Here is a 19,843-nt window from a genome sequence, read left to right on the forward strand (position 1 = left end):
TCTAGACCAGATAATGAAGTTTGCCGCCGGATACCGCAAGCCCCTACTTTTATGGACATGTTGCTGGCGGAGCAGCGTCGGCTGCTGTGTGATTACGGCCGTCGGGCCGCCGCGCTCGGTCTGGTCGTCGGGACCGCGGGGAATCTGAGCGTGCGCTCCGGCGACCTGGTCGCGGTCACGCCCAGCGGCGTCTCCCTGGAACGGCTGGAGCCCGAGTCCTGCCCGGTCGTCGACGTCGACGGCCGTCTCGTCGAGGGCGACCTGCAGCCCTCCTCCGAGACCCCCATGCACCTTGCGGTCTACACGGCCACCGGCGCGAGTGCCGTGGTGCACACCCACTCCACGTTCGGCACCGTGGTCGCCACCACCATGGCCGAGCTGCCGCCCGTCCACTACACCGCGCTGCTGCTGGGCGGGACGGTCAGGGTGGCCGAGTACGCCACCTACGGCACGCCCGAACTCGCCGCCGCCGTACGGGCCGCGTTGAAGGACCGGCGCGCCGCGCTGCTCGCCAACCACGGCGGGGTCACGATCGGCCACGACCTGGACAGCGCGTTCGAGGCCACCAGGCTGCTGGAGTGGCTCTGCGAGGTCTACGTACGCGCCAAGGGGGTCGGCGAACCCCGGGTGCTCACCGAGGAGCAGCTCGCCGCAGTCGTCCAGCGGGCCCTCCACCCGCCGGTGTTCCCCCGTCGGGAGGATTGATCCGATGCCCCTTCAGCTCACCGGCACCCCGAGCGACCCGGACCTGCTCCGCCTGCCGTGGGACGTCCCGCTGGAGCAGTGGCCGGAGCACCGCCTGGTCTCCCTGCCCCGCGGCATCTCCCGGCACGTGGTGCGCTTCGCCCGGCTCTCCGGCAAGGTCTACGCGATCAAGGAGATCAGCGAGTACTACGCCAAACGGGAGTACCGCCTGCTGTGGGACCTGAGCCGGCTGGACACCCCCTCCGTCGAGCCGGTGGCCGTGGTCACCGGCCGGACCGACGCGGCCGGCGAGCCGCTCGACTCCGCGCTCATCACCCAGCACCTGCAGTTCTCCCTGCCCTACCGGGCGGTCATGTCGGGGACGGTCCGGCCCGACACGCTCAACCGGCTGCTCGACGCGCTGGCCGTGCTGCTGGTCCGGCTGCACCTGAACGGCTTCTACTGGGGCGACTGCTCGCTGTCGAACGTCCTGTTCCGCCGGGACGCGGGCTCCTTCGCCGCCTACCTGGTGGACGCCGAGACCGGCGAGCTGCATCCCATGATCAGCGAGGGCCAGCGCCTGTACGACATCGAGGTGGCGCACACCAACATCTTCGGCGAGATGCTCGACCTGGAGGCCGGTGGGCTGCTGCACCCCTCCATCGACCCCGAGCAGATCGCCGACTCCGTCTGCGCGCGTTACCACCGGCTCTGGACCGAGCTCACCTCCGACGACATCATCGAGGAGGTCGACTGGCACATCATCGACCAGCGGATCCGCCGGCTGAACTCGCTCGGCTTCGACGTCGCCGAGATGATGGTCCGCCGCAAGGCGGGCACCGGGCGGCTGATCGTCCGTCCCAAGGTCGTGGACGCCGGCCACCACCAGCGCAGGCTGCTCCGGCTCACCGGCCTGGACGTGGAGGAGAACCAGGCCAGGCGGTTGCTCAACGACCTCGACTCCTTCCGGGTCTCGCGCGGCCTGCGCCACGAGGACGAGGCCATCGTCGCGCACCGGTGGCTGGCCGAGGTCTTCCATCCGACGGTGGACGCCGTCCCCGAGGAGCTGCGCGGCAAGCTGGAACCGGCGCAGTTCTTCCACGAGGTGCTCGACCACCGATGGTTCATGTCGGAGAAGGCCGGGAACGACGTCGGCCTGCCCGCCGCGGTGGAGTCCTACGTGAAGAACGTCCTTGTTTTCAAGCCGGACGAAAAGGCGCTCATCGCCGAGGACTAATGAGCCGATTCCCATCCGGGGTGTACATTCTTCTATCTGGTTGATGAAACTTCTCCCGGTTTCCGCCCGAGCCATGGCGAAGAGGAAGGATTCCTGAGGGTTTTCCCTACGCTGGCCCAGCGACACGCTGAAAGCCGGCGGCGAGGGAGAACCCGTGCTCGGAATCGAAGACTGCCTCACTGAGGTGATGGCCATCCCCGGCGCGCTGGACGCGATCCTCATCGATCAGACCAGCGGGACCGCCGTGGCGACGGGCGGCGGGGGCCGCCTTCTGGACGCGGAGAAGTCGGCCGCGGGTCTGAGCGAGACCCTGCGCGCGACCCTGGACGGGCTCGCCGTCGCCTCCCCCGGCGGAACAGTCCGGATCAACGACATGATCATTACAACGGACGGCGGCTACCATTTGCTGAAGCCGATGGACACCGTGTTTGACGGCCCATTAGTGATTTATGTCCGGCTTGATCTGGAACGCTCGAATCTGGCCCTGGCACGCCACCGCCTGCAGGCCCTTTCCGACCGTCCGATAACGACGTGAACCATGCCGAGCGTCGAGATCATCCTCAACGGGCTCGCCGCCGACCACGCCACCGGCTCGCTGAGTCTCGGCAAGGCCGGGATCCTCTACCTCACCGGCGGTCGTGTGACGTACGCCGAGAGCGCGACGGCGCCCCGGGTGGAGGACCTGCTGACCGCCGGCCGCGGCATCCCCGCCCACACGGTGCGGCAGGCCAGGCAGGCCACCACCGAGGAGACGCCGGGGGGCGAGCTGCTGGTCCGCCAGGGCGCGCTCACCAGGGGCGAGCTGGAGTTCTGCGTGCTGAGCGCGGTGCTGGACGCCGCGTTCTTCCTGTTCGGCTCGGCCGGGCACCGGCCCCGGTTCCGGCCCGGAGAGCGGCACTGGCTCGGACCCCAGTGGTACTTCGAGGTGACCGGGCTGCTCCGGGAGTGCAGGCGAAGGGAGACCCGGTTGGAACAGGCCTGGCCGTCCGCGGAACTGGACACGTCCCCCGTCGTCCCGCTGCGGCGGATCACCGCCCAGCGGGTGGTGCTGACCTCGCTCCAGTGGGAGGTGCTGGTCTGTGCCGACTCCTCCGCCACCCCCGTGGACCTGGCGCGCAGGCTGGGCCGCCCGGCCTACTCGGTGCTGCTCGCCGTGCGCCAGCTCGCGTCCTGCGGCCTGCTCCGCGTTCCGCGCCCCGCCCCGGAGAGCGGCGCGGAGCCCGCGCCGGACGACCCGGACGACTTGGGCGCCCCCGACGGCCGAGCGAACCCCGCGCCGGACGACCCGGGCACCTCCGACGGCCGGGCGGAGCCCGCGCCGGACCGTCCGGACGGCCGGGGCGCCGCGCGGGCGACGACCGTCCCCCCCGCCACGCCCGCCGGTCCCGCCCCGGCCGCGTCCGCCGTGGCGGATCCGCTGCCCAGGCGGACGAGGGGCGCCACGGAGTTCCCGGACGCCGGGACGGGCTCTCCGGTACGGACGGACCGGTTCCCCCGGGCGACCGGGGATCCGACCGACGTGAACCTGCTCATCCGGCTCAGGAACGCATTGGAGGCACTCACGTGAGCCTGGTCCGATGCCGATAAGGCTGCGGACGCTGAAGCTGATCGGAAGGAGGATGCCGGTGGAGCTGCGTGAGGAGGTGCGCCGCGAGCTGGCGCTGCTCCGGGAGCGCATACCCGATGTGGACGGCAGCGTCGTGTGCAGCGTCGACGGCCTGACGATAGCCGACGACCTGAAAGACGACAGCGAGCAGATCGGCGCGCTCTCCTCGGCGCTGCTGGCCCTCAGCCGCCGGATGACGGGCATGGCCGGCAAGGGCGCCTTCGAGGAGACGCTGATCTCCGGAACCAACGGCTACGCGGCCTGCTACGCCGCCGGGCCCAAGATCGTCCTCACAGTCCTCGCACGCCCCGGGACCAACCTGGGGCTGCTCCGGCTGGAGGGCCGCAAGACGGCGGCCAGGCTGGCCGCCATCACGTCCCGCATCTCGATGACACAGTGACCGGAGGCAGAAATGGGCAACATGGACATCTCTCTCAAGGAGATGCTGGCGATCGACGGCGCCATCGGCGCGGTGGTCGTCGACTACAACAGCGGGATGGCGCTGGGCGCGCTCGGCGGTTCCAAGGACCTCGATCTCCAGGTGGCCGCCGCCGGTAACACCGAGGTCGTCAAGGCCAAGATGCGGACCATGGAGTCGCTGGGCCTCAAGGACGGCATCGAGGACATCCTCATCACGCTCGGCACGCAGTACCACATCATCCGCCCCATCTCCGGCCGGGGCGGCAAGGGTCTCTTCCTCTACCTCGCGCTCGACCGGAACCGGGCCAACCTCGCACTGGCGCGCCACACCCTGCGCACCATCGAGGAGCGGCTCGAAATCTGATCCTCCGGTACGGCTTGCGCCCCGGGAGGCGCAAGCCGTACCGGGGCTCACCGCCCGGCGGAGGCGGTGAGCGCGTCGATCTCGTCGACGAACCGCGGCCAGAGGGCGCGGGGCAGATCGTGCCCCATGCCGGGGAAGGTGACCAACCTGGCCCCGGGGATCGCCTCCGCGGTGGCGATCCCCCCGGAGAGCGGGACGAGCTGGTCGTCCTCGCCGTGCATCACGAGGGCGGGCACCCTGAGCCCCTTGAGCGCGGGGGCACGGTCTCCGGAGGAGATGATGGCGGCCAGCTGCCTGGCGGTTCCCGCCGGGTCGTAGGAACGGTCGTAGCTCAGCCCGGCGATCCTGACGAGCCGCTCGCGGTCGAGCGGGTAGCCGGGCGAGCCGATGACCTCCCAGGTCGCCAGGGTCCGCCGGATCGCGGTCTCACGGTCGGGCGAGGGAGGCGACATCAGCGCCGCCATCGCGGCGTCGGTCGGCGGGGCGGCCTGCGGGCTCGGGGTGGACATGATCGAGGTGAGGCTGCGCACACGGCCCGGATGGCGGATCGCCAGCGACTGGGCGATCATGCCGCCCATCGAGACGCCGACCACATGGGCCGCGTCCCAGCCGAGCGCGTCGAGCAGCCCGGCGCTGTCGTCGGCCATGTCGTCGAGCAGGTACGGCACCTGCCCGTCGCCTCCCGGGGCGGGCACCCCGGCCTCGTGCAGATGCGTGCTCTCGCCGATGTCGCGGTTGTCGAAACGCACCACGTGGTGCCCCCGATCGGCGAGGAGGCCGCAGAACTCCTCGTCCCAGTGGATCATCTGGGAGCCCAGCCCCATGATCAGCAGAAGCGGACGCCCTCCGGGTGAGCCGAAGGTGTCGTAGGCGATCTCGATGCCGTTCGCCGAGGCTCGCAGAGTCATGGTCCTCCTACCGTGCCGGTCCTGCGGAACAGAATCTCATTCTGTACAGAGGCGGGGCAAGGGTGGGGTCACCTGGCCGGAGGAGCGCCGGTCAACCGCGCGGGGGACGGCACACGGCAGGGGCACGGCTACCCTTCGGGTCATGCCCCTGCCGCACACCCCGGGCACAAAGAAAGGTCCCATGGTCACGTTCTCCGTTCCGCGCGCACCCGGGAGGCGAAGCGCGGGCTCAGCACCGGGGGCTTCCCGCCGGGTGTCGCGATCCCGCGGCGGGTCGCCGGGGCGCCGCTGGGGCTCCGTGGTGGCGGCGCTGCTCATCGGCGCGCTGCCGGCATGCGGGACCGGCGCGTCGGGCACCACGGACCCGTCGCCCGCCCGGGAGGGCAGCCGCAGCCTGGTGCTCCCGCCGCCCGAGAAGGCCGGGCCCGTGAAACTCACCGGCATGTGGCCGTTCCTCACCCGCGAGGAACTACTGGACCGGCATCCCCACGTCCGGGGCGCCACCGTCGAGGACGCGGTGCAGGTGCGGTACGAGGAGGTCAAACGGGCCAAGGGCCACTCCTTGACCAGGGGGTTCATCTTCACCGGCTACGACGTGCGGATCAGCCGGGATCAGGAGGCGCCGACCGTTGAACACGCCCTCCAGACGTTCCTGGCGGGCGACACCCCCGACCACGCCTTCGACCTCCCGGCGGGGCCGTTCGGCGGCCACGCCCGCTGCGTCGGCCTGGAGCTCGTCGGCTCCGAGACCGGCATGTGCGCCTGGGCCGACGACGGCACGGTCGGGGTGATACTCGGCCCGAACTTCAGCGCCGCCGAGTTCAAGGAGATGCTTCCGGGGTTCCGCGCCGCCGTCGAACGCTGACGACCGCCCGGCGCCGGAGGCGGCGCCCCCATCCGCCGCGCGGCGGGGGCGAGCACCGGCGGACGACGTTCCGGCAGCCGAAGGCCCCGGCGCGGGAGCGCCGGGGCCGGGTCGTGCGAGGGTGTCCCCCGAGGACGTCGCGGGGAACGCCCGGAGGGACCGCGCGGGGACGCCAGGGGGAAACGTCCCGGAGGAGTCGCGCGGGGACGCCGCGGGACGGTCAGGCGCGGCGGCGGCCGGGGCGGCGGCGACGGCCGGTGAGCAGGAGGGCGCCTCCGCCCACGGCGATGAGCAGGACCGCCGCGGCGGTGCCCTTCGAGCCCGAGGAGGAGCTCGCGGCGGCGTTGGCGGCGCCGTCCAGGTCACGCGCTTCCTTCTCGCGCTTGACGTCCGCCGTGAGCACGACGTTCTTGGACGAGCCCGCCGCCGGCCCGGCGACGGCCTCGGCCTTCGTGGCCTCCTCGGCCTTCTTCGGCTCCGCGACGACCTCGGTCTTCTTCGGCTCCGCGGCCTTCTTCGGCTCGGCCGGCTTGGCGACGAGGGGCTTCGGCGGGACGGCCGGGTTGCGGTCCTTGCGGCCCCAGGCGCCGGTGGAGAAGGCCACCGGGTGGTTCTTCTTGCCCACGCCGTCGCCCCACTTGGTGATCACGTACTGGACCTTGATGTGACCCATGCCGCCGTTGCCGTTGACCATGAGCGTGTTGGGGTTGAACGTGCCGCCGGTCAGATCCGCGAAGGTCTTGGCGTCGAGGTCCAGCATGACGCCCCGGCTGGAGGGCTCGCCGGGACCGCGGTCGCCGACGAAGAACTTGGCCTTCTTGCCCTTGTAGATGACGTAGCCCTCGGTGAACAGGGGCCAGCTCGGGCTCGCGGCCATGCCCTTCTGCATCGGCTTGCCGCTCGCGGGCAGGCCGGTGTCACCGGCGCGGCCGGAGGAGTCGTCCCAGAAGTAGGAAGCCGTGGTCGACCCGGTGAGCAGGACGGTCTGGGAGGCGGCGTCGGGCTTGTCGGCTCCCGGGGCGGTACGGGCCGCGGGGGTGGCGGAGGCGGGCAGCGCGGAGGCGACACCGGTGGCGGTCAGCACGCTCGCGCCGACGAGGAGCGCGGCGGCGAGACGGTTCTTGTGCAGGGCGAAGAAGAAGCGCATGGGGAAAACGAGCTCTTTCACGAGGGAACGGGGCGGCCACGTGCGGCACACGGCGGAGGCACGGGCGAGGACGCGCTCGACGAGAAAAGGCGCAGCGGGATCAACCAGGCGCTACGCGAAGCACGGGCGGGAAGGCACCGCGATCAGGCGCGACGGAAGGGTTCGGGTGAAGTTCTGGCGAGCTGAGGGCGAAGGTCCGGGAGCCTGCACGTCAAGATCCGGGGAACCGGGACATGCGGGTCCGGGGACCGGCGCGTGCGGCCTACGGGACCGGCACGGCCACGGAACGCGCCGACATGGTGACGCGGTGATCCATGGGGGGATCTCCTCTCCATCTCGTCTACCGGGTTAGCTGACGGGTTCGGGCGGTGGAGTTGCCCTACCGCCGCGCGCTCGCGGCGGATTCACCCCGGGAAGGTGGGTCCCCGGCTCCCGCGGGCTTGGCGGCCCTCGGGACTCGACGTCGGCCGGCCGCTCCTTCTGTTGAAGGGCAGGTCACCAACCGATAACAACCAGGACACTACCCAGCACAATGGGACAAAGCAAAACAAATCCCATGAAAAGCCCAGAAGATCTACCTACAACCCCCAAGAAACACCCACCCCGGGGGTGGCCGGCGTCGCCCCTGCCGGCCGCCTCGGCACCGCGAGCAGCCCCGGTACACCCGTACCGCGGGAGGCCCGGCACGCCCCGCCGCGGGAGACCCGGCACACCCCGCCACGGGAGACCCGATACGCCTCTACCGCGGGAGGCCCGGCACACCCCGCCGCGGAAGGCCCGGCCGGGTGATCGGCCTCAGTGATCAGTCCCACCAGAACGACCAGGCGTTCCTGCCCTTGATCTGCTCGGCGTAGTCGATGAGGGTGCCGGCGCCCTGGATGATGCTGTCGGGGCAGAACGTCCAGTGCTCGGCCGCGACGTGCAGGGCGTGCTCCGAGGTCGTCGGCGGCGCGGCGACGCTCAGGTCGAGGGTGTTGAACCCCATGCCGACCACCCGGGCCCCGAACCTCTCCTCCCAGCTGCGCACCACGGCGGCCAGCGGAACCATCCACTCGTTGTGGTTCAGGGCGCCCTGCCAGCCCATGACGGCGAGCGCGTCGGCGCTCCGCTCGACGGCGACCAGGCCCAGCGGGGTCCGGCGCTCGGCCACCAGCCGGGCGTACCAGTCGGCGACCACGCCGGGGTCGGCGACAAGCTTGCCCGGCGGCGCCGGGCCCGGACAGCGGGGGCCGAAGGGGTCGAGGATGTCGACCTGGTCGGCGTGGGCCTTGGCGACCCAGTCGGTCCACACCTCGGCCATGAACGCCGCCGCGTGGTAGTTGTCGATCTCGGCGGCGGCGTCCGGGGCGATCTGGCCGGCCGCCCAGGGCTGGACGGAGTCCTCCAGCAGCACCGGCCAGAGGCCCGAGTGCTCGTGCTGGGCGCGCAGCAGGGCCCAGTACTCTCCGGACACCGCCACGTCGCTGAGCCAGAAGGCGGGTCGGGCACGGATCGACAGCTGCGAGTAACCAGGATCGGGCCAGACCACGTCACCGGGCGGCAGCTCCACGGAGAGCCGTCGGCCCTCGCCCCCGTCGGCGAACAGCTGGCTCAGAAATGGCGGAAGGTGCCCCCGCTCGCAATCGTCCATCTCTACCGATCCGATCCTGACCACGGACCAATTTTGTCCCGTCAAGCGTCCCGAGGGACAGTTCCGCCCTGGTACAGGCAAAACTTATCGGTACAGAAACGAACGAAACCCCTGGGCGCCCGTCTTCAACCGCCTCCCGGGCGCCTGGCTTCGGCCCTCCCGGTGACGGCCTCCGGCATCCCCCGGGGGCACCCGCCTCGCCTCCCCGGCGACGGCCTCCGGCCGCCTCCCGGGCACCCCCGCCTCGCCTCCCCGGCGACGGCTCCGGCCGCTCTTCGTTCTCAGTCCTTGACCGCCCCGCCCAGCCCGGCCACCAGCTTGCGCTGGACGGCCACGAAGAAGATCAGTACGGGGATGGTCATCAGCGTCGAGGCCGCCATGATGCCGCCCCAGTCGTTCTCGTCGGGCTTGAAGAAGACCAGCAGGGCCGCGGGCAGGGTCTGGTTGTCCTTGGCCGAGATGATGAAGGTCCTGGCGAAGATGAAGTCGTTCCAGGCGGTGATGAAGGAGAAGACGCTCGTCGCGATCAGGCCGGGCGCGACCAGGGGGAACAGGATCCGCCACAGGATGACCTGCCGGCTCGCACCGTCGATCATCGCGGCTTCCTCCAGCGCCTCCGGCACCGCCGCCACGAACCCGCGCATCATCCAGACGGCGAACGGCAGCGAGAACGCCAGGTGGACCAGGACGAGCGAGCCCAGGGTGTTGAGGCCCACGCCGGGCACCACCGCGCCGATGTCGCGGACGAGGAAGAACAGCGGGATGGTGAGCGCCTCCACCGGCACCATCTGCGCCACCAGGAACATGATCAGCACCGTCGTGCGGAACCGGAAGCGGAACCGGGTCACCGCCACCGCGGCGAGGAAGGCGACCACCGCCGAGAGCACGACGACGCTGAGGGCGACGCCGAGGCTGTTGAGAAAGTAGCGGCCGAAGTTCTCCCCGCCCAGCACCCGCTGGAAGTGCTCGAAGGTCGGCGCCAGCGTCCACGGGCGCACCTGGAGCGACTGGATCTCGCCCGCGGGCTTGAGCGCGGACAGCACCATCCAGTAGATCGGGAAGAACGTGACGAAGGCCGTGACCAGTGCCACGGTGTTGGCGATCAGGCGGGATCTGCTCACAGCTTCTCTCCGCTGCGGTAGAGGGCACGGATGTACAGCAGGGTGACCGCGAGCAGGATCAGCGTCATGATGACGCCGATCGCCGAGCCGAGCCCGTACTCCGAGGAGCCGAAGGCCGTCTGGTACGCGTAGACGTTAAGCACGGAGTTCTGGCCCGCGATGCCGCCGCCGTTGGTCATCACATAGATCTGGGTGAAGATCTTGAAGTCCCAGATGATCGACTGGATGACCACGATGGTGATCAGTGGTCGCAGCATCGGCACGATGATCCGCCAGAACGAGCTCCACGCCGAGGCGCCGTCGAGCGCGGCCGCCTCCAGCACGGAGCCGGGGATGGCCTGGATGCCCGCGTAGAGCGTCACCATGACGAAGGGGAAGGAGTGCCAGACGACCGTGGCGCCGACGATCCCGAAGGTGACCCACTTGTCGTAGAACCAGTTGTAGCCCTCGATGCCGAGAACCTGGTTGACCAGGCCCAGGTCGGCGTCGAAAAGGAACATCCAGACCGTCGAGCCGGTCATCGCGGGCGCGGCCCAGGCCGCCATGGCCGCCAGCGAGAGCAGCAGCCGCGGCACCCGCCCCGCCTTGGTCAGCACCACGGCGAGCGCCGCGCCGACGGCCAGGGTCGCGACGACCAGGGCCGCCGCGAACACCACGGTCTGCGCCAGCACCGACCAGAAACGCTGGTCGCCCAGGAGCGTGGCGTAGTTCTCGAAGCCGATGAACCTCGTCGGCTCTCCCCCGCTGACCTGGGCCTGCCGGTAGTCGAAGACCGAGAGCAGGCCGAGCATGTAGATCGGGTAGCCGAAGAGCGGCAGCAGCACGGCCGCGGCGGGCAGCAGGTAGAGCCACGGCCGCAGCCTGCCGCGGGCACGCGGCGCCGCCGGGCGGGCCCGGGTGGTCTCCGGGCCCGCCGCCGTCGTGGTGGTGGCGGTGGTCATGACCGGCCGAAGGCGGCCTTCACCGCCGCGGCGGCCTCGGTGGTGGCCTCGTCCACGGTGGCCTGCTTCGTGGCGATCTTCTGCAGCATGGTCGGGATGACCTTCTGGTTGTCGATCTTCACCCAGGCCGGGTCGATCGGCACGAACTTGGTGCCCGCCGCGACGGTGTCGAGGAACGGCTTGAGGAAGGAGTCCTTGGCCGCGAGCTCGTCCCGGGCGGAGGTCAGGGTGGGCAGGTTGCCCATCGCCTCGTACATCTTGACCTGGTAGGCCTTGCCGCCCAGGAGTTGGAGGAACTTCACCGCCAGCGAGCGGTGCTTGCTGTTCTTCATGACGCCGAGGTTGTTGCCGCCGGAGAAGGCGGGGGCGATCGAGCCCTCCTTGGCGCCCGGCAGCGGCACCACCGCGTACTTGCCGGCCGCGGCGCCCGCGTCCACCGCGGACCTGCTGAAGTTGCCCAGGATGCCCATGGCGGCCTTGCCGCTGGCGAACAGCTCGACGGTCTTGCCACCGGTGAGGCTCGCGCACGCCTGCGGCGGGCAGACGTCGTCGCTGAGCAGGTCGGTGTAGGCCTTGACGCCCTTGCGGGACTCGGCGCTGTCGAGGCTCTCGATGTCGCCGCCGGCGTCCCAGACGAAGGGCAGCGCGCCGAAGGTGTACTCGCCGCCGCCGGCGATGCCGTACAGGTCGGGCTTCTTCTTGCGGATCTCCCGGGCGGCCTCGGTCAGGCTCTCGATCGTCGTGGGAGGCTTGAGGCCGAGTTCTTCGAAGACGTCGGTGCGGTAGTAGAGCGCGCGGATGCCGATGTACCACGGGAGGCCGTAGACCTTGCCGTCGACGGTCGCGGACGTGAGCAGGTCGGCGCTGACGTCCTTGCCCTCGGGCCAGCTCGCGAGGTCGGCGCCGAGGTCGGCGAAGCCGCCGGCGGCGGCGTACTCGGCGAGGTCGGTGTTGCCGTACTCCGCGACGTCGGGAGCGCTCGCCGGGTCGTTGAACGCGCCCTTGAACTTCTCGTGCCGGGCGGGCGTCGTCGGGATGTAGGTGACCTCGACCTGCACACCCGCGTTGGCAGCGGTGAACTCCTTGATCGCCTCCCCCACGACCTTCTCCTTGGGGGCGCGGTTCGGCTCGTCGAAGAGCCAGACCCGCAGGGTCCCGGACTTCTCGTCGCCGCCGCTCGCGGCCGGAGCGGTGGACGGGGCGCACGCGGCGAGGGCCAGCAGGGCCACTCCCGCCGCGGCCCAGTTCAGGATCTTCACAGCTTTCTCCTCCTGTTGGCGGCAGACCCTAGGAAGGGTCCGCTCGCGGCGGGAAGAGGAAGGCGATTTTGTTGTGCAATGCACAACGTTATTCCGCAAACTCCCCTAAAGCTCTCACACTCCCCTAACTTGACCTGTGTGTTCGACCAACCGGATCACCGTGGAACGCCGCGATGAACGAACCTGCCCCGGAACGCAACCAGTCGGCCTCGCTCCGGCGCGCCCTCGCGGTGCTGGAGTACGTACGCGACCACGCGGGCGCGGGCCACGGGCTCTCGCTCACCCGGCTGGCCGAGGCGCTCGGCCTGTCGAAGAGCACGGTGCTCCGGCTGACCGCTCCCCTCGTCGAGTCCAGGCTCCTGGAACGCGACCGCAGGACCGGCGCCTACCGCCTCGGCAACGGCGCCCTGCACCTGGGCCAGGCCTACCTGGCCACACTCGACCTGCGGACGGTGTCCGCCGAGGAGTCGCACCGGCTGATGTCGGAGGTGCGGGAGACCGTCCACCTCGTCGTCTACGATCCGCCGGACGTGGTCTACATCGACAAGGTCGAGAACGAGACCAACGTCCGCATGGCCTCGCGGATCGGCAGCCGCGCGCCCCTCTACTGCACGGCGGTGGGCAAAGCCATCCTCGCCTGGCAGCCGGACGAGGACGTCGAGAAAGCCGTGGCCGCGGGGATGCCGCCCATCACCCGGCACACCATCACCGACGCCGCCCGCCTGCGTGCCGAGCTGAGCCGCATCCGGCAGCGCGGGTACGCGGTCGACGACCGGGAGAACGAGCCCGAGGTACGCTGCGTCGCCGCACCGATCTTCAACCACAACGACGCCGCGTTCTCGGCGATCTCCGTCTCGGGTCTCACCTCGCGGATCACCGCCGCGCGGGTGCGCGACCTGGGACCGCTGGTGGCGGAGACGGCGCTGCGCATCTCCAGGAAGCTCGGCTCGACCCGATGACCGACCGCGCGAGCCCGATCCCGGCGGCCGATGACGCGCACCCGGTTCGGCTGACCGATCGCTTGAGTCCGATCCCGACGACCGATGGCTTGAGTCTGATAAGGACCCGTTTTCAATGATTGATCTGGTAACGCTGGGCGAGAGCATGGCGCTGTTCACCGCGCGGCGCACCGGTCTGCTCAGGCACGCCCGTGACTTCGGTCTCAGCGTGGGCGGCGCGGAGTCGAACGTGGCGATCGGCGTCGCCCGCCTCGGCGGGAGCTCCGCCTGGATCGGCAGGGTGGGTGCCGACGAGTTCGGGGAGCTGCTGCGCTCGACGCTGTCCGGCGAGGGCGTCGACGTGCGGGGGATGCGGGTCGACCCGGAGGCGCCCACCGGACTGATGATCAAGAGCAGGCGCACGGCCGAGGTCGTCGACGTGCGCTACTACCGCGCCGCGAGCGCCGGATCCCGCCTCTGCCCCGCCGACCTGGACGTCTCGCTGATCCGCTCGGCGCGCGTGCTGCACATCACGGGGATCACCCTGGCGCTGTCGGCGTCCGCCGCGGAGGCGGTGCGCGCCGCCGTCGCCGAGGCCCGCGCCGCGGGCGCGACCGTGTCGATGGACGTCAACTACCGCCGCGCCCTGTGGACGCCCGCGGCGGCGTCCGCCGCCCTGCGCGAGACCGTCGCCGCGGTGGACGTGCTGTTCGCGACCGAAGCGGAGGCCCGGCTGGTCGTCGACGGCGACGACCCGGCCACGCTGGCCCGCGCCCTGTCGGAGCTGGGACCGCGCCACGTCCTCATCAAGCAAGGCGCCCTCGGCGCCGTCGAACTGTCCGACGGCGCCGTACGGCGCGCGGAGCCGTACCCGGTCACCGAGCTCGACCCGGTGGGCGCCGGCGACGCCTTCGCCGCCGGCTGGCTCGCCGAGACCCTCGCGGGCGCCGACCCCGAGCGGCGCCTGGCCACGGCCTGCGCCGCGGGGGCCTTCGCGGTCACCGCCGACGGCGACTGGGAAAGCCTGCCCCGCCGCTCCGACCTGGAACTCCTCCACCCGGCCGACGCGGTCAGCCGCTGACCGCCGGCCTCCCGGTGCGCTCCCGGGAGATCCGGGAGCGCACCGCCGTGCCCCGCCGGCGGCGGGTCCCACCGGTCCTAGTAAACGACGTAGCAGTTCACACCGTCGGATTCGCGGTAGCACTTGGCCGTCTCGATGCTGCTTATCTTGGTGTAGACGTTGGCGCCTATCCTGTGCCATGTCCCGTGCATGTTCAGCCAGTAGTCCTCGTACTGGAGGGTGAACGCGTCGGTGTCGCTGTAGCCGCCGATGGCGTAGCTGTAGGTGTGACCGTTCATGCTTGCGGTACGGCAGTTGGAATCAGCCGTCACCCAGCTGACCGTGTTGCCGCCGTTCCAATTCCAGATATCGCAGTTGCTGCCGTATCCGGCGTTGTAGTTACGGATGTCCTTGGCGACGACCAGGTTCTGGATGCTGTCGTATCGGATGACCAGCCCGCAGCATTCGGCGGCGGCGACGCCGGCCGCGTCCGGGGCCGAGTGGGGAGCCGGGACCGACGTGACGTCGGCGGGCGCGACCAGCGGCGGAATGTCGGGCTTGACGTCGGCGTTCGCCGTGGCCGGAGCCTGAAGGCCGAACACCGACGCGGCCATGGCGAATGCGATCGCCAGGTGACGGATTACGCGGGAATTCCGTAAGTTCATGGGCTGTCCTTCTGTCTGCGCCTGCGTTTGGACGATGGAACAGGGGCGGCCACGGCACGGCGGGCGGTCCGGTGTTCATCCGGAAGGAGCCGGACCCGCACGTCCTCTCCGCGGCCTTTCCTCGGCTTCAGCAAGGATCACGGCCCCCGCACCCCCGGGCAATGGGCCGGCGCGTTTCCGGGACGATGGGATGAAAAACGCGTTCCTATCTGCGATGACGCGCCGGGATGGGATGGACGGGAAGCCACCGGCGCCTGGAAACCGCCGCGAACCCGGTGCCGGACCGGTGGGCCGTGGTTCCCGTGATCCGCTCCCCGAGCCCGGCGACCGTCCGCGGCCGGGCCCCGCGCCGGCTTACGGTTCGAAGAGCACCAGGCGATGCCGCTGCGCCAGCTCCAGCACCGCGCGGCACACCTCGTCGGCCCGGGGGAAGACGGCGTTCATCAACACGAAGTCCTCCCCCACGGTCAGCGGCACGGACCACGGCGAGACCCCGTAGTTCTCGGCGGTCAGATCCGGGAAGACCGAGGTCAGCTCCTCGTAGAAGGCCACCACCTCCGGACGCGGCTCGCCGGGCTCGGTGCGGCCATCGCTCCAGGCGGCATACCTGAGAAAGGCTTCGCTCGCGGTGACCGGTTCGGGCCCGAGCCACACTCCGAGATCGAAACTCACGTCACACCCTCGCATTCGCCCCGGCGGCCCGGCTGTCGGATCCTACGCGCCCCGCGGGCACCCACGCGCGGACACCGCCCCGGCGAGAGGGCGGGGATCACTGCCACGCCCCGCTGCCCTTCTCCCGGATCGGCGCGTCCGGACCGCCCGCGGGGCGGCCGGAGGGCACCGGCCCGGGTTCGGCCCTCAGCGATCTACAAAGCCGGACCTAACCGCCGCCAATGCGGATTCTGACGACCTCCTAATGACGGTTGGAACGATACCCGCGCAGTGCCTGCGACCACGAAGGGGCCGCAGGAGCATGTCCGATCGCGGAAAGGAAACCCATGCGGGTACCCAAGCTACTGGCCGTGGCGATCACGGCGGCGGCCGTCCTCACCACACAGGCGACCCCGGCCCAGGCCGTCGGCAACGCCCCGGCGACCGCGCCGCACAACGTCCTGGCCCAGCAGTCCTACGACGGCGAGACCGTCTTCCGGGGCCTGTTCCTCGGCATCGGCCCGGTCGCCGAGAAGTTCCCCGAGTTCCCCAAGCCGCCCGTCGACCTCCTGAAGCAGCAGGAACAGGCGGCCGAGAAGTACATCGCGGCGATCCGGGCCGACGACCCCGCCTTCTTCGACACCTTCGGCACCGACATGACCAGCGGGGACCGCGTCCGCGTCCTCGCGGCCATGACCAGCGCGAACGAGCGCTTCGCCAAGCTGCTGGAGAAGGACTACGGCCCGGGAACGCAGCCGGAGGGCATGGGACTCGTCAGGGTGCTTGCCCTCGCCGTCGTCGCGGTGGAGGTCGCCAACGCCTACGAGTACGTCAACGCCTACCGGGCCTACAACGTCGTAATGACCGAGAACGCTTACCAGAACACCCACTTCTGGCAGGACAAAGTCTGGTCCCTGCCCCAGATGGCCGGAGACACGGCCCGGCTTGACCGGGAACGCCTGGTCAGCCTGATCGCCGAGCGTCTGGCGAGCTGATTTCCCCACACCCGCCCGGCCCGGTGCACACACGTGCGCGGGCCGGGCGGGCCCCGTGACGAACGACGGAGTAGACGTGTCTGACAACGAAACGGCGGGCCCGGCCGGGCGACTCGGGCGAGTGCTCGTCGCCATGACCGCGTTCTGGGCCGTGGTGGTCTTCTACGTGGTGCACACCGCCCTGCCGAGCAACGCGTTGCGCCTTCCCGGCCAGGAGCAGCTGAGGCAGTCCATCCTCTCGGTGGTGCCTCAGGGGTGGGCGTTCTTCACCAAGTCCCCGCGTGACCCGCAGATCGGCGTATGGCGGGTGGACGCCTCCGGTGCCTGGCACGACGCCCGGCTCGGACCGCACTCGAAGCCCGCCAACGTCCTCGGCTTCAACCGGCGCTCCCGGGCCCAGGGCGTGGAGCTGGGCATCATGCAGACCGCCGCCCGGAACACCTGGACCCGGTGCGACCGCGGCGACATCCCGGCCTGCCTGCGCACCACCCCCACCGCGCTCACCCTGCGCAACCCCTCACCGGACCCCATCCTGTGCGGCACCGTTGGCATGTCCCTGCAGGAACCGGTGCCCTGGGCCTGGGCCGCCGACGGCTCGACCAGGATGCCCGCCAAAGTCACCCGGGTGGAGATCACATGCTGACCAGACTCGACCGCTTCGCCACCCGCCTGGCCCAGGTGTCACCCTGGACGAACGTCTACGGCCTGGCCCGCACCTGCGTCGCGCTGTGCACGCTGGGCACCCTCCTCTTCAGCCAGGCCAGTTCCCTGTTCCGTCCGGTCCAGGGCATCCCCACCTTCCCCTTCTGCCAGGGGATCAGCCAGTACAGCCTGTTCTGCCTCGTGCCTCCTGATCAGTTGGAAGTGGCCCGCTTCGTGGCCATCGGCGTGCTGCTGGCCGTGGTCAGCGGATGGCGCCCACGTTTCACCGCGCTGCCCCACTGGTGGATCACGGTGAGCTTCCAGGCCTCCGCCTCCATCCCGGACGGCGGCGACCAGATCAGCGCGGTCATCACCCTGCTGCTGCTGCCCGTCGCCCTGCTGGACGGCCGCCGCTGGCACTGGGGACCCCCGGCCGAGGTGAGCAACCGCCTGGCCGCGTCACTGGTGGCCTGGACCACCCTGTTCGTCATCCGCCTGCAGGTCACCGGCCTGTACTTCCAGGCATCGGTGGCCAAGCTGAGCCACGCCGAATGGGCCGACGGCACCGGCCTGTGGTACTGGCTCAACGACTCCTTCTTCGGCATGCCCGACTGGGCCCGGCCCGTGCTGCAACCGATCCTGCTCAACCCGGTCGGGGTCACCGCGATGACCTGGGGACCGCTGATCATCGAGTTCGGAATCGCACTCGGCATGATCGCCCGCCGCCCGGTCCGGCCCTACCTGCTGGCCTCGGGCCTGCTGTTCCACCTCATGATCGGGCTGCTCATGGGCCTGGGCAGCTTCATGTTCGCCATGTTCGGTTGCCTGATCCTGCACCTGCGCCCCGTCGACCAGCCCATCCGCATCCCACTGCGGCTGCACGCCGCCCTGCGCCGCGCCCTCGACCCGGTGCGCGCGGCCCTCGCCCGCCCGGCGAAGGCGACCACGTCCCCGTGACACACGCCCGGTGACGTCCCGCGACGAAAGGAGACACGGGTCCGATGCCCACGCCCTTGTTCATCTACGACGGCGACTGCGGATTCTGCCGGCACTCGCTCGACCGAATCAGCCGGGTGCTGCCCCGGTGGCCGCACACCCGCGCCTGGCAGTCCGTGGACCTGGCATCGGTCGGCCTCACCCCCCGGCAGGCGAGCGAGGCCGCGTGGTGGATCGACTCCGACGGCGTGCCCGCGGGAGGCGCGCGGGCCTTCGCCGCCCTGCTCAGATGGCAACCCGCACGCCGGTGGCGCTTCCTGGGCACGCTGCTGTCGACCCCGCCGGTCTCCTGGGCCGCGGCCCTGATCTACCGGGCGGTGGCCCGCTGGCGGCACCGCCTACCCGGCGCCACCTCGTCCTGCAGCCTGTCACCACACGCCGGAGGAGACGCCCGATGAACCGGTGCGGAGGAACCTCTGTCCTGCCGGCGGGCTTGGCCGTACGCCCGGTCCGGCTGATAAGCGTGTGAGGTACGAAGACCGTGCCACCCAGGGCCACGGTCATCGACCGGCAGCCGCCCCGGGTGGCGTCGGCGGCGCGGCCACACGCGATCAGGCCTTCGGCCCCGATCAGGTCAACCGGTCGAGTTCTCCGGCCTTGATGCCACCGATGAGGGATCGCCACTCGGCGGGGGTGAAGAGGAGCGCGGGACCGTCGGGGTCCTTGCTGTCTCGGACCGCGACCACGCCGGGCAGGTTGGTGGCCACCTCGACACACTGCCCACCGTTGTCCGAAGAGAGCGACGACTTCCGCCACACGGCAGTGCTCAGGTCCATTCCCGCCTCGCCTCCTCGATCATCTTGAGGGACATATTTTCAGGATATGTCCACTTTCGTATCGCTTCATATCGGTTCCATATCGAGGCTACGAAATCGCCGTCGGCCGTGATCTGTCCCTGTACCGGTGAATCCGCATGGACGACGTCCGGCTGCTCATGCGGAAGCTCAGCGATCATGAAAGCGCCTGCCAGACCCGCCGTGCAATCCGGATCGACGATCTGAACGGAGACAGTCGCCTTCTCTGCCATTTCCAGCAGGTAGCCAAGTTGCTCCCGCATCACCCCGGGGTTGCCGACTCGGCGGCGCAGCACGCCAGCGTCAATGAGCACCAGGAGTAGCGGGGGATCGTCCCTGTCAAGGATCCGGCGGCGCCGCATGCAAGCCTCGACGCGCTTCTCCACCTCGCCGGAAGCGTTCCAGAGACCATTGCCGAAAAGGTGCCGAGCGTAAGACTCCGTCCGGAGGAGGCCCGGGATGAGGAGGGGGTCCCAGGAGCGGAGGACAAGGGCGGCGGGTTCTATTTCCTCAGCCCAGCCCCGGAACCAGGTCGGCCCGCCGGAGCGGGCGGTGATGCGCCGGTGGAGCCGGACGAAGTATTCGCTCTCGCCCGAGCCGAAGAGCCGGTCCAGCCGCTCGGCGTCGGACTTCGACGGCGTCCGGGTGGCGGACTCCAGGCGGCTCACCTGCGTCTGCGTGCAGCCCAGGCGCGCGGCCACGGCGGCCTGGGACAGTTGCGCGGTCTCCCGCAGGCGGCGCATCTCGGCGCCGAAGCGCACGCGGGGGGGATCCGGGGTCGGGAAAGGGCTCGACACCCATCGCGTTCCTCCTGAAACAGAGAAAAACAGGCTTCTCACCAGAGCGGCGATGCCGGGCCCATACCGCCGGGAAACCAGCGGTCGTCATCACCGGCCATCTTATGGGGTGCCGATCCGGTT

The 19,843-nt window shown here is 70.4% G+C and carries 23 protein-coding genes and 1 riboswitch; of the genes, 13 read left to right on the forward strand and 10 right to left on the reverse strand.

Going from position 1 to position 19,843, the window contains the following annotated elements:
- Positions 1-57: 57 nt before the first annotated feature.
- The 6 genes from ABD841_RS19870 (at position 58) to ABD841_RS19895 (ending at position 4,311) form a co-directional block, all read left to right on the forward strand.
- The gene (locus ABD841_RS19870; RefSeq protein WP_344973681.1) at positions 58-705 is read left to right on the forward strand and encodes a class II aldolase/adducin family protein; all 648 of its coding nucleotides are present in this window, start codon (positions 58-60) and stop codon (positions 703-705) included.
- 4 nt (positions 706-709) lie between these two features.
- Positions 710-1,921 carry a DUF4032 domain-containing protein gene (locus tag ABD841_RS19875; RefSeq protein ID WP_344973684.1) on the forward strand — a complete coding sequence of 404 codons (1,212 nt, stop codon included), beginning with the start codon at positions 710-712 and terminating at the stop codon, positions 1,919-1,921.
- A 154-nt stretch (positions 1,922-2,075) separates the two neighbouring features.
- Complete coding sequence (locus ABD841_RS19880; protein WP_344973687.1) at positions 2,076-2,456, forward strand: roadblock/LC7 domain-containing protein; 381 nt, start codon at positions 2,076-2,078, stop codon at positions 2,454-2,456.
- Between the two features lie 3 nt (positions 2,457-2,459).
- Positions 2,460-3,488, forward strand: coding sequence for a hypothetical protein (locus tag ABD841_RS19885; RefSeq protein WP_344973689.1), 1,029 nt, complete (start codon positions 2,460-2,462; stop codon positions 3,486-3,488).
- Positions 3,489-3,498: 10 nt separating this feature from the next.
- The gene (locus ABD841_RS19890) at positions 3,499-3,927 is read left to right on the forward strand and encodes a roadblock/LC7 domain-containing protein (RefSeq protein WP_344973691.1); all 429 of its coding nucleotides are present in this window, start codon (positions 3,499-3,501) and stop codon (positions 3,925-3,927) included.
- A gap of 12 nt (positions 3,928-3,939) precedes the next feature.
- Positions 3,940-4,311 (forward strand): hypothetical protein, encoded by a 372-nt coding sequence (locus ABD841_RS19895; RefSeq protein ID WP_344973694.1) that lies wholly within the window; start codon positions 3,940-3,942, stop codon positions 4,309-4,311.
- A gap of 47 nt (positions 4,312-4,358) precedes the next feature.
- On the opposite strand, the gene ABD841_RS19900 is transcribed toward ABD841_RS19895, so the two are convergent.
- On the reverse strand, positions 4,359-5,219 hold the full coding sequence (locus tag ABD841_RS19900) for an alpha/beta fold hydrolase (RefSeq protein WP_344973697.1): 861 nt from the start codon (positions 5,217-5,219) through the stop codon (positions 4,359-4,361).
- 253 nt (positions 5,220-5,472) lie between these two features.
- Here ABD841_RS19900 and ABD841_RS19905 point away from each other — a divergent pair, with 253 nt between their 5' ends.
- Positions 5,473-6,084: a hypothetical protein gene (locus ABD841_RS19905; RefSeq protein ID WP_344973700.1), complete on the forward strand. Its 612-nt coding sequence runs from the start codon at positions 5,473-5,475 to the stop codon at positions 6,082-6,084.
- A 220-nt stretch (positions 6,085-6,304) separates the two neighbouring features.
- On the opposite strand, the gene ABD841_RS19910 is transcribed toward ABD841_RS19905, so the two are convergent.
- From ABD841_RS19910 to ABD841_RS19930, 5 genes are all read right to left on the reverse strand, one after another.
- Positions 6,305-7,252 (reverse strand): hypothetical protein, encoded by a 948-nt coding sequence (locus tag ABD841_RS19910; RefSeq protein ID WP_344973703.1) that lies wholly within the window; start codon positions 7,250-7,252, stop codon positions 6,305-6,307.
- 301 nt (positions 7,253-7,553) lie between these two features.
- Positions 7,554-7,687: riboswitch (cyclic di-AMP (ydaO/yuaA leader) on the reverse strand.
- A 346-nt stretch (positions 7,688-8,033) separates the two neighbouring features.
- Positions 8,034-8,885, reverse strand: a complete 852-nt coding sequence (locus tag ABD841_RS19915) for a DUF4253 domain-containing protein (RefSeq protein ID WP_344973705.1) — start codon at positions 8,883-8,885, stop codon at positions 8,034-8,036.
- Between the two features lie 257 nt (positions 8,886-9,142).
- On the reverse strand, positions 9,143-9,982 hold the full coding sequence (locus ABD841_RS19920; protein ID WP_344973708.1) for a carbohydrate ABC transporter permease: 840 nt from the start codon (positions 9,980-9,982) through the stop codon (positions 9,143-9,145).
- Positions 9,979-10,923, reverse strand: coding sequence for a carbohydrate ABC transporter permease (locus tag ABD841_RS19925; protein ID WP_344973710.1), 945 nt, complete (start codon positions 10,921-10,923; stop codon positions 9,979-9,981). The genes ABD841_RS19920 and ABD841_RS19925 overlap by 4 nt, the downstream gene beginning before the upstream one ends.
- A complete protein-coding gene (locus tag ABD841_RS19930; protein WP_344973713.1) occupies positions 10,920-12,182 on the reverse strand; it encodes an extracellular solute-binding protein in 1,263 nt (420 codons plus the stop codon). Before ABD841_RS19930 ends, ABD841_RS19925 begins: the two co-directional genes overlap by 4 nt.
- A 173-nt stretch (positions 12,183-12,355) precedes the next feature.
- Here ABD841_RS19930 and ABD841_RS19935 point away from each other — a divergent pair, with 173 nt between their 5' ends.
- Together ABD841_RS19935 and ABD841_RS19940 are read left to right on the forward strand one after the other, a co-directional pair.
- On the forward strand, positions 12,356-13,141 hold the full coding sequence (locus ABD841_RS19935; protein WP_344973716.1) for an IclR family transcriptional regulator: 786 nt from the start codon (positions 12,356-12,358) through the stop codon (positions 13,139-13,141).
- Between the two features lie 115 nt (positions 13,142-13,256).
- Positions 13,257-14,201 (forward strand): sugar kinase, encoded by a 945-nt coding sequence (locus ABD841_RS19940; RefSeq protein ID WP_344973718.1) that lies wholly within the window; start codon positions 13,257-13,259, stop codon positions 14,199-14,201.
- Between the two features lie 77 nt (positions 14,202-14,278).
- Here the strand turns inward: ABD841_RS19940 and ABD841_RS19945 are convergent, their stop codons facing one another.
- Both ABD841_RS19945 and ABD841_RS19950 read right to left on the reverse strand, forming a co-directional pair.
- Positions 14,279-14,845 (reverse strand): hypothetical protein, encoded by a 567-nt coding sequence (locus ABD841_RS19945; protein WP_344973721.1) that lies wholly within the window; start codon positions 14,843-14,845, stop codon positions 14,279-14,281.
- A gap of 354 nt (positions 14,846-15,199) precedes the next feature.
- Positions 15,200-15,517: a hypothetical protein gene (locus tag ABD841_RS19950; RefSeq protein WP_344973724.1), complete on the reverse strand. Its 318-nt coding sequence runs from the start codon at positions 15,515-15,517 to the stop codon at positions 15,200-15,202.
- A gap of 326 nt (positions 15,518-15,843) precedes the next feature.
- Here ABD841_RS19950 and ABD841_RS19955 point away from each other — a divergent pair, with 326 nt between their 5' ends.
- The 4 genes from ABD841_RS19955 (at position 15,844) to ABD841_RS19970 (ending at position 18,527) form a co-directional block, all read left to right on the forward strand.
- Complete coding sequence (locus ABD841_RS19955; RefSeq protein ID WP_344973727.1) at positions 15,844-16,491, forward strand: sporulation delaying protein family toxin; 648 nt, start codon at positions 15,844-15,846, stop codon at positions 16,489-16,491.
- A 76-nt stretch (positions 16,492-16,567) separates the two neighbouring features.
- Positions 16,568-17,134: an SdpA family antimicrobial peptide system protein gene (locus ABD841_RS19960; RefSeq protein ID WP_344973730.1), complete on the forward strand. Its 567-nt coding sequence runs from the start codon at positions 16,568-16,570 to the stop codon at positions 17,132-17,134.
- Positions 17,128-18,090: a sporulation-delaying protein SdpB family protein gene (locus tag ABD841_RS19965; protein ID WP_344973732.1), complete on the forward strand. Its 963-nt coding sequence runs from the start codon at positions 17,128-17,130 to the stop codon at positions 18,088-18,090. The genes ABD841_RS19960 and ABD841_RS19965 overlap by 7 nt, the downstream gene beginning before the upstream one ends.
- 44 nt (positions 18,091-18,134) lie before the next feature.
- On the forward strand, positions 18,135-18,527 hold the full coding sequence (locus ABD841_RS19970; protein WP_344973735.1) for a thiol-disulfide oxidoreductase DCC family protein: 393 nt from the start codon (positions 18,135-18,137) through the stop codon (positions 18,525-18,527).
- 171 nt (positions 18,528-18,698) lie between these two features.
- On the opposite strand, the gene ABD841_RS19975 is transcribed toward ABD841_RS19970, so the two are convergent.
- Both ABD841_RS19975 and ABD841_RS19980 read right to left on the reverse strand, forming a co-directional pair.
- Complete coding sequence (locus ABD841_RS19975) at positions 18,699-18,905, reverse strand: DUF397 domain-containing protein (protein WP_344973737.1); 207 nt, start codon at positions 18,903-18,905, stop codon at positions 18,699-18,701.
- Positions 18,896-19,684, reverse strand: coding sequence for a helix-turn-helix domain-containing protein (locus ABD841_RS19980; RefSeq protein ID WP_344973740.1), 789 nt, complete (start codon positions 19,682-19,684; stop codon positions 18,896-18,898). The genes ABD841_RS19975 and ABD841_RS19980 overlap by 10 nt, the downstream gene beginning before the upstream one ends.
- Between the last annotated feature and the right edge of the window lie 159 nt (positions 19,685-19,843).

The organism is Streptosporangium fragile, from assembly GCF_039534445.1.
Classification (GTDB): domain Bacteria; phylum Actinomycetota; class Actinomycetes; order Streptosporangiales; family Streptosporangiaceae; genus Streptosporangium; species Streptosporangium fragile.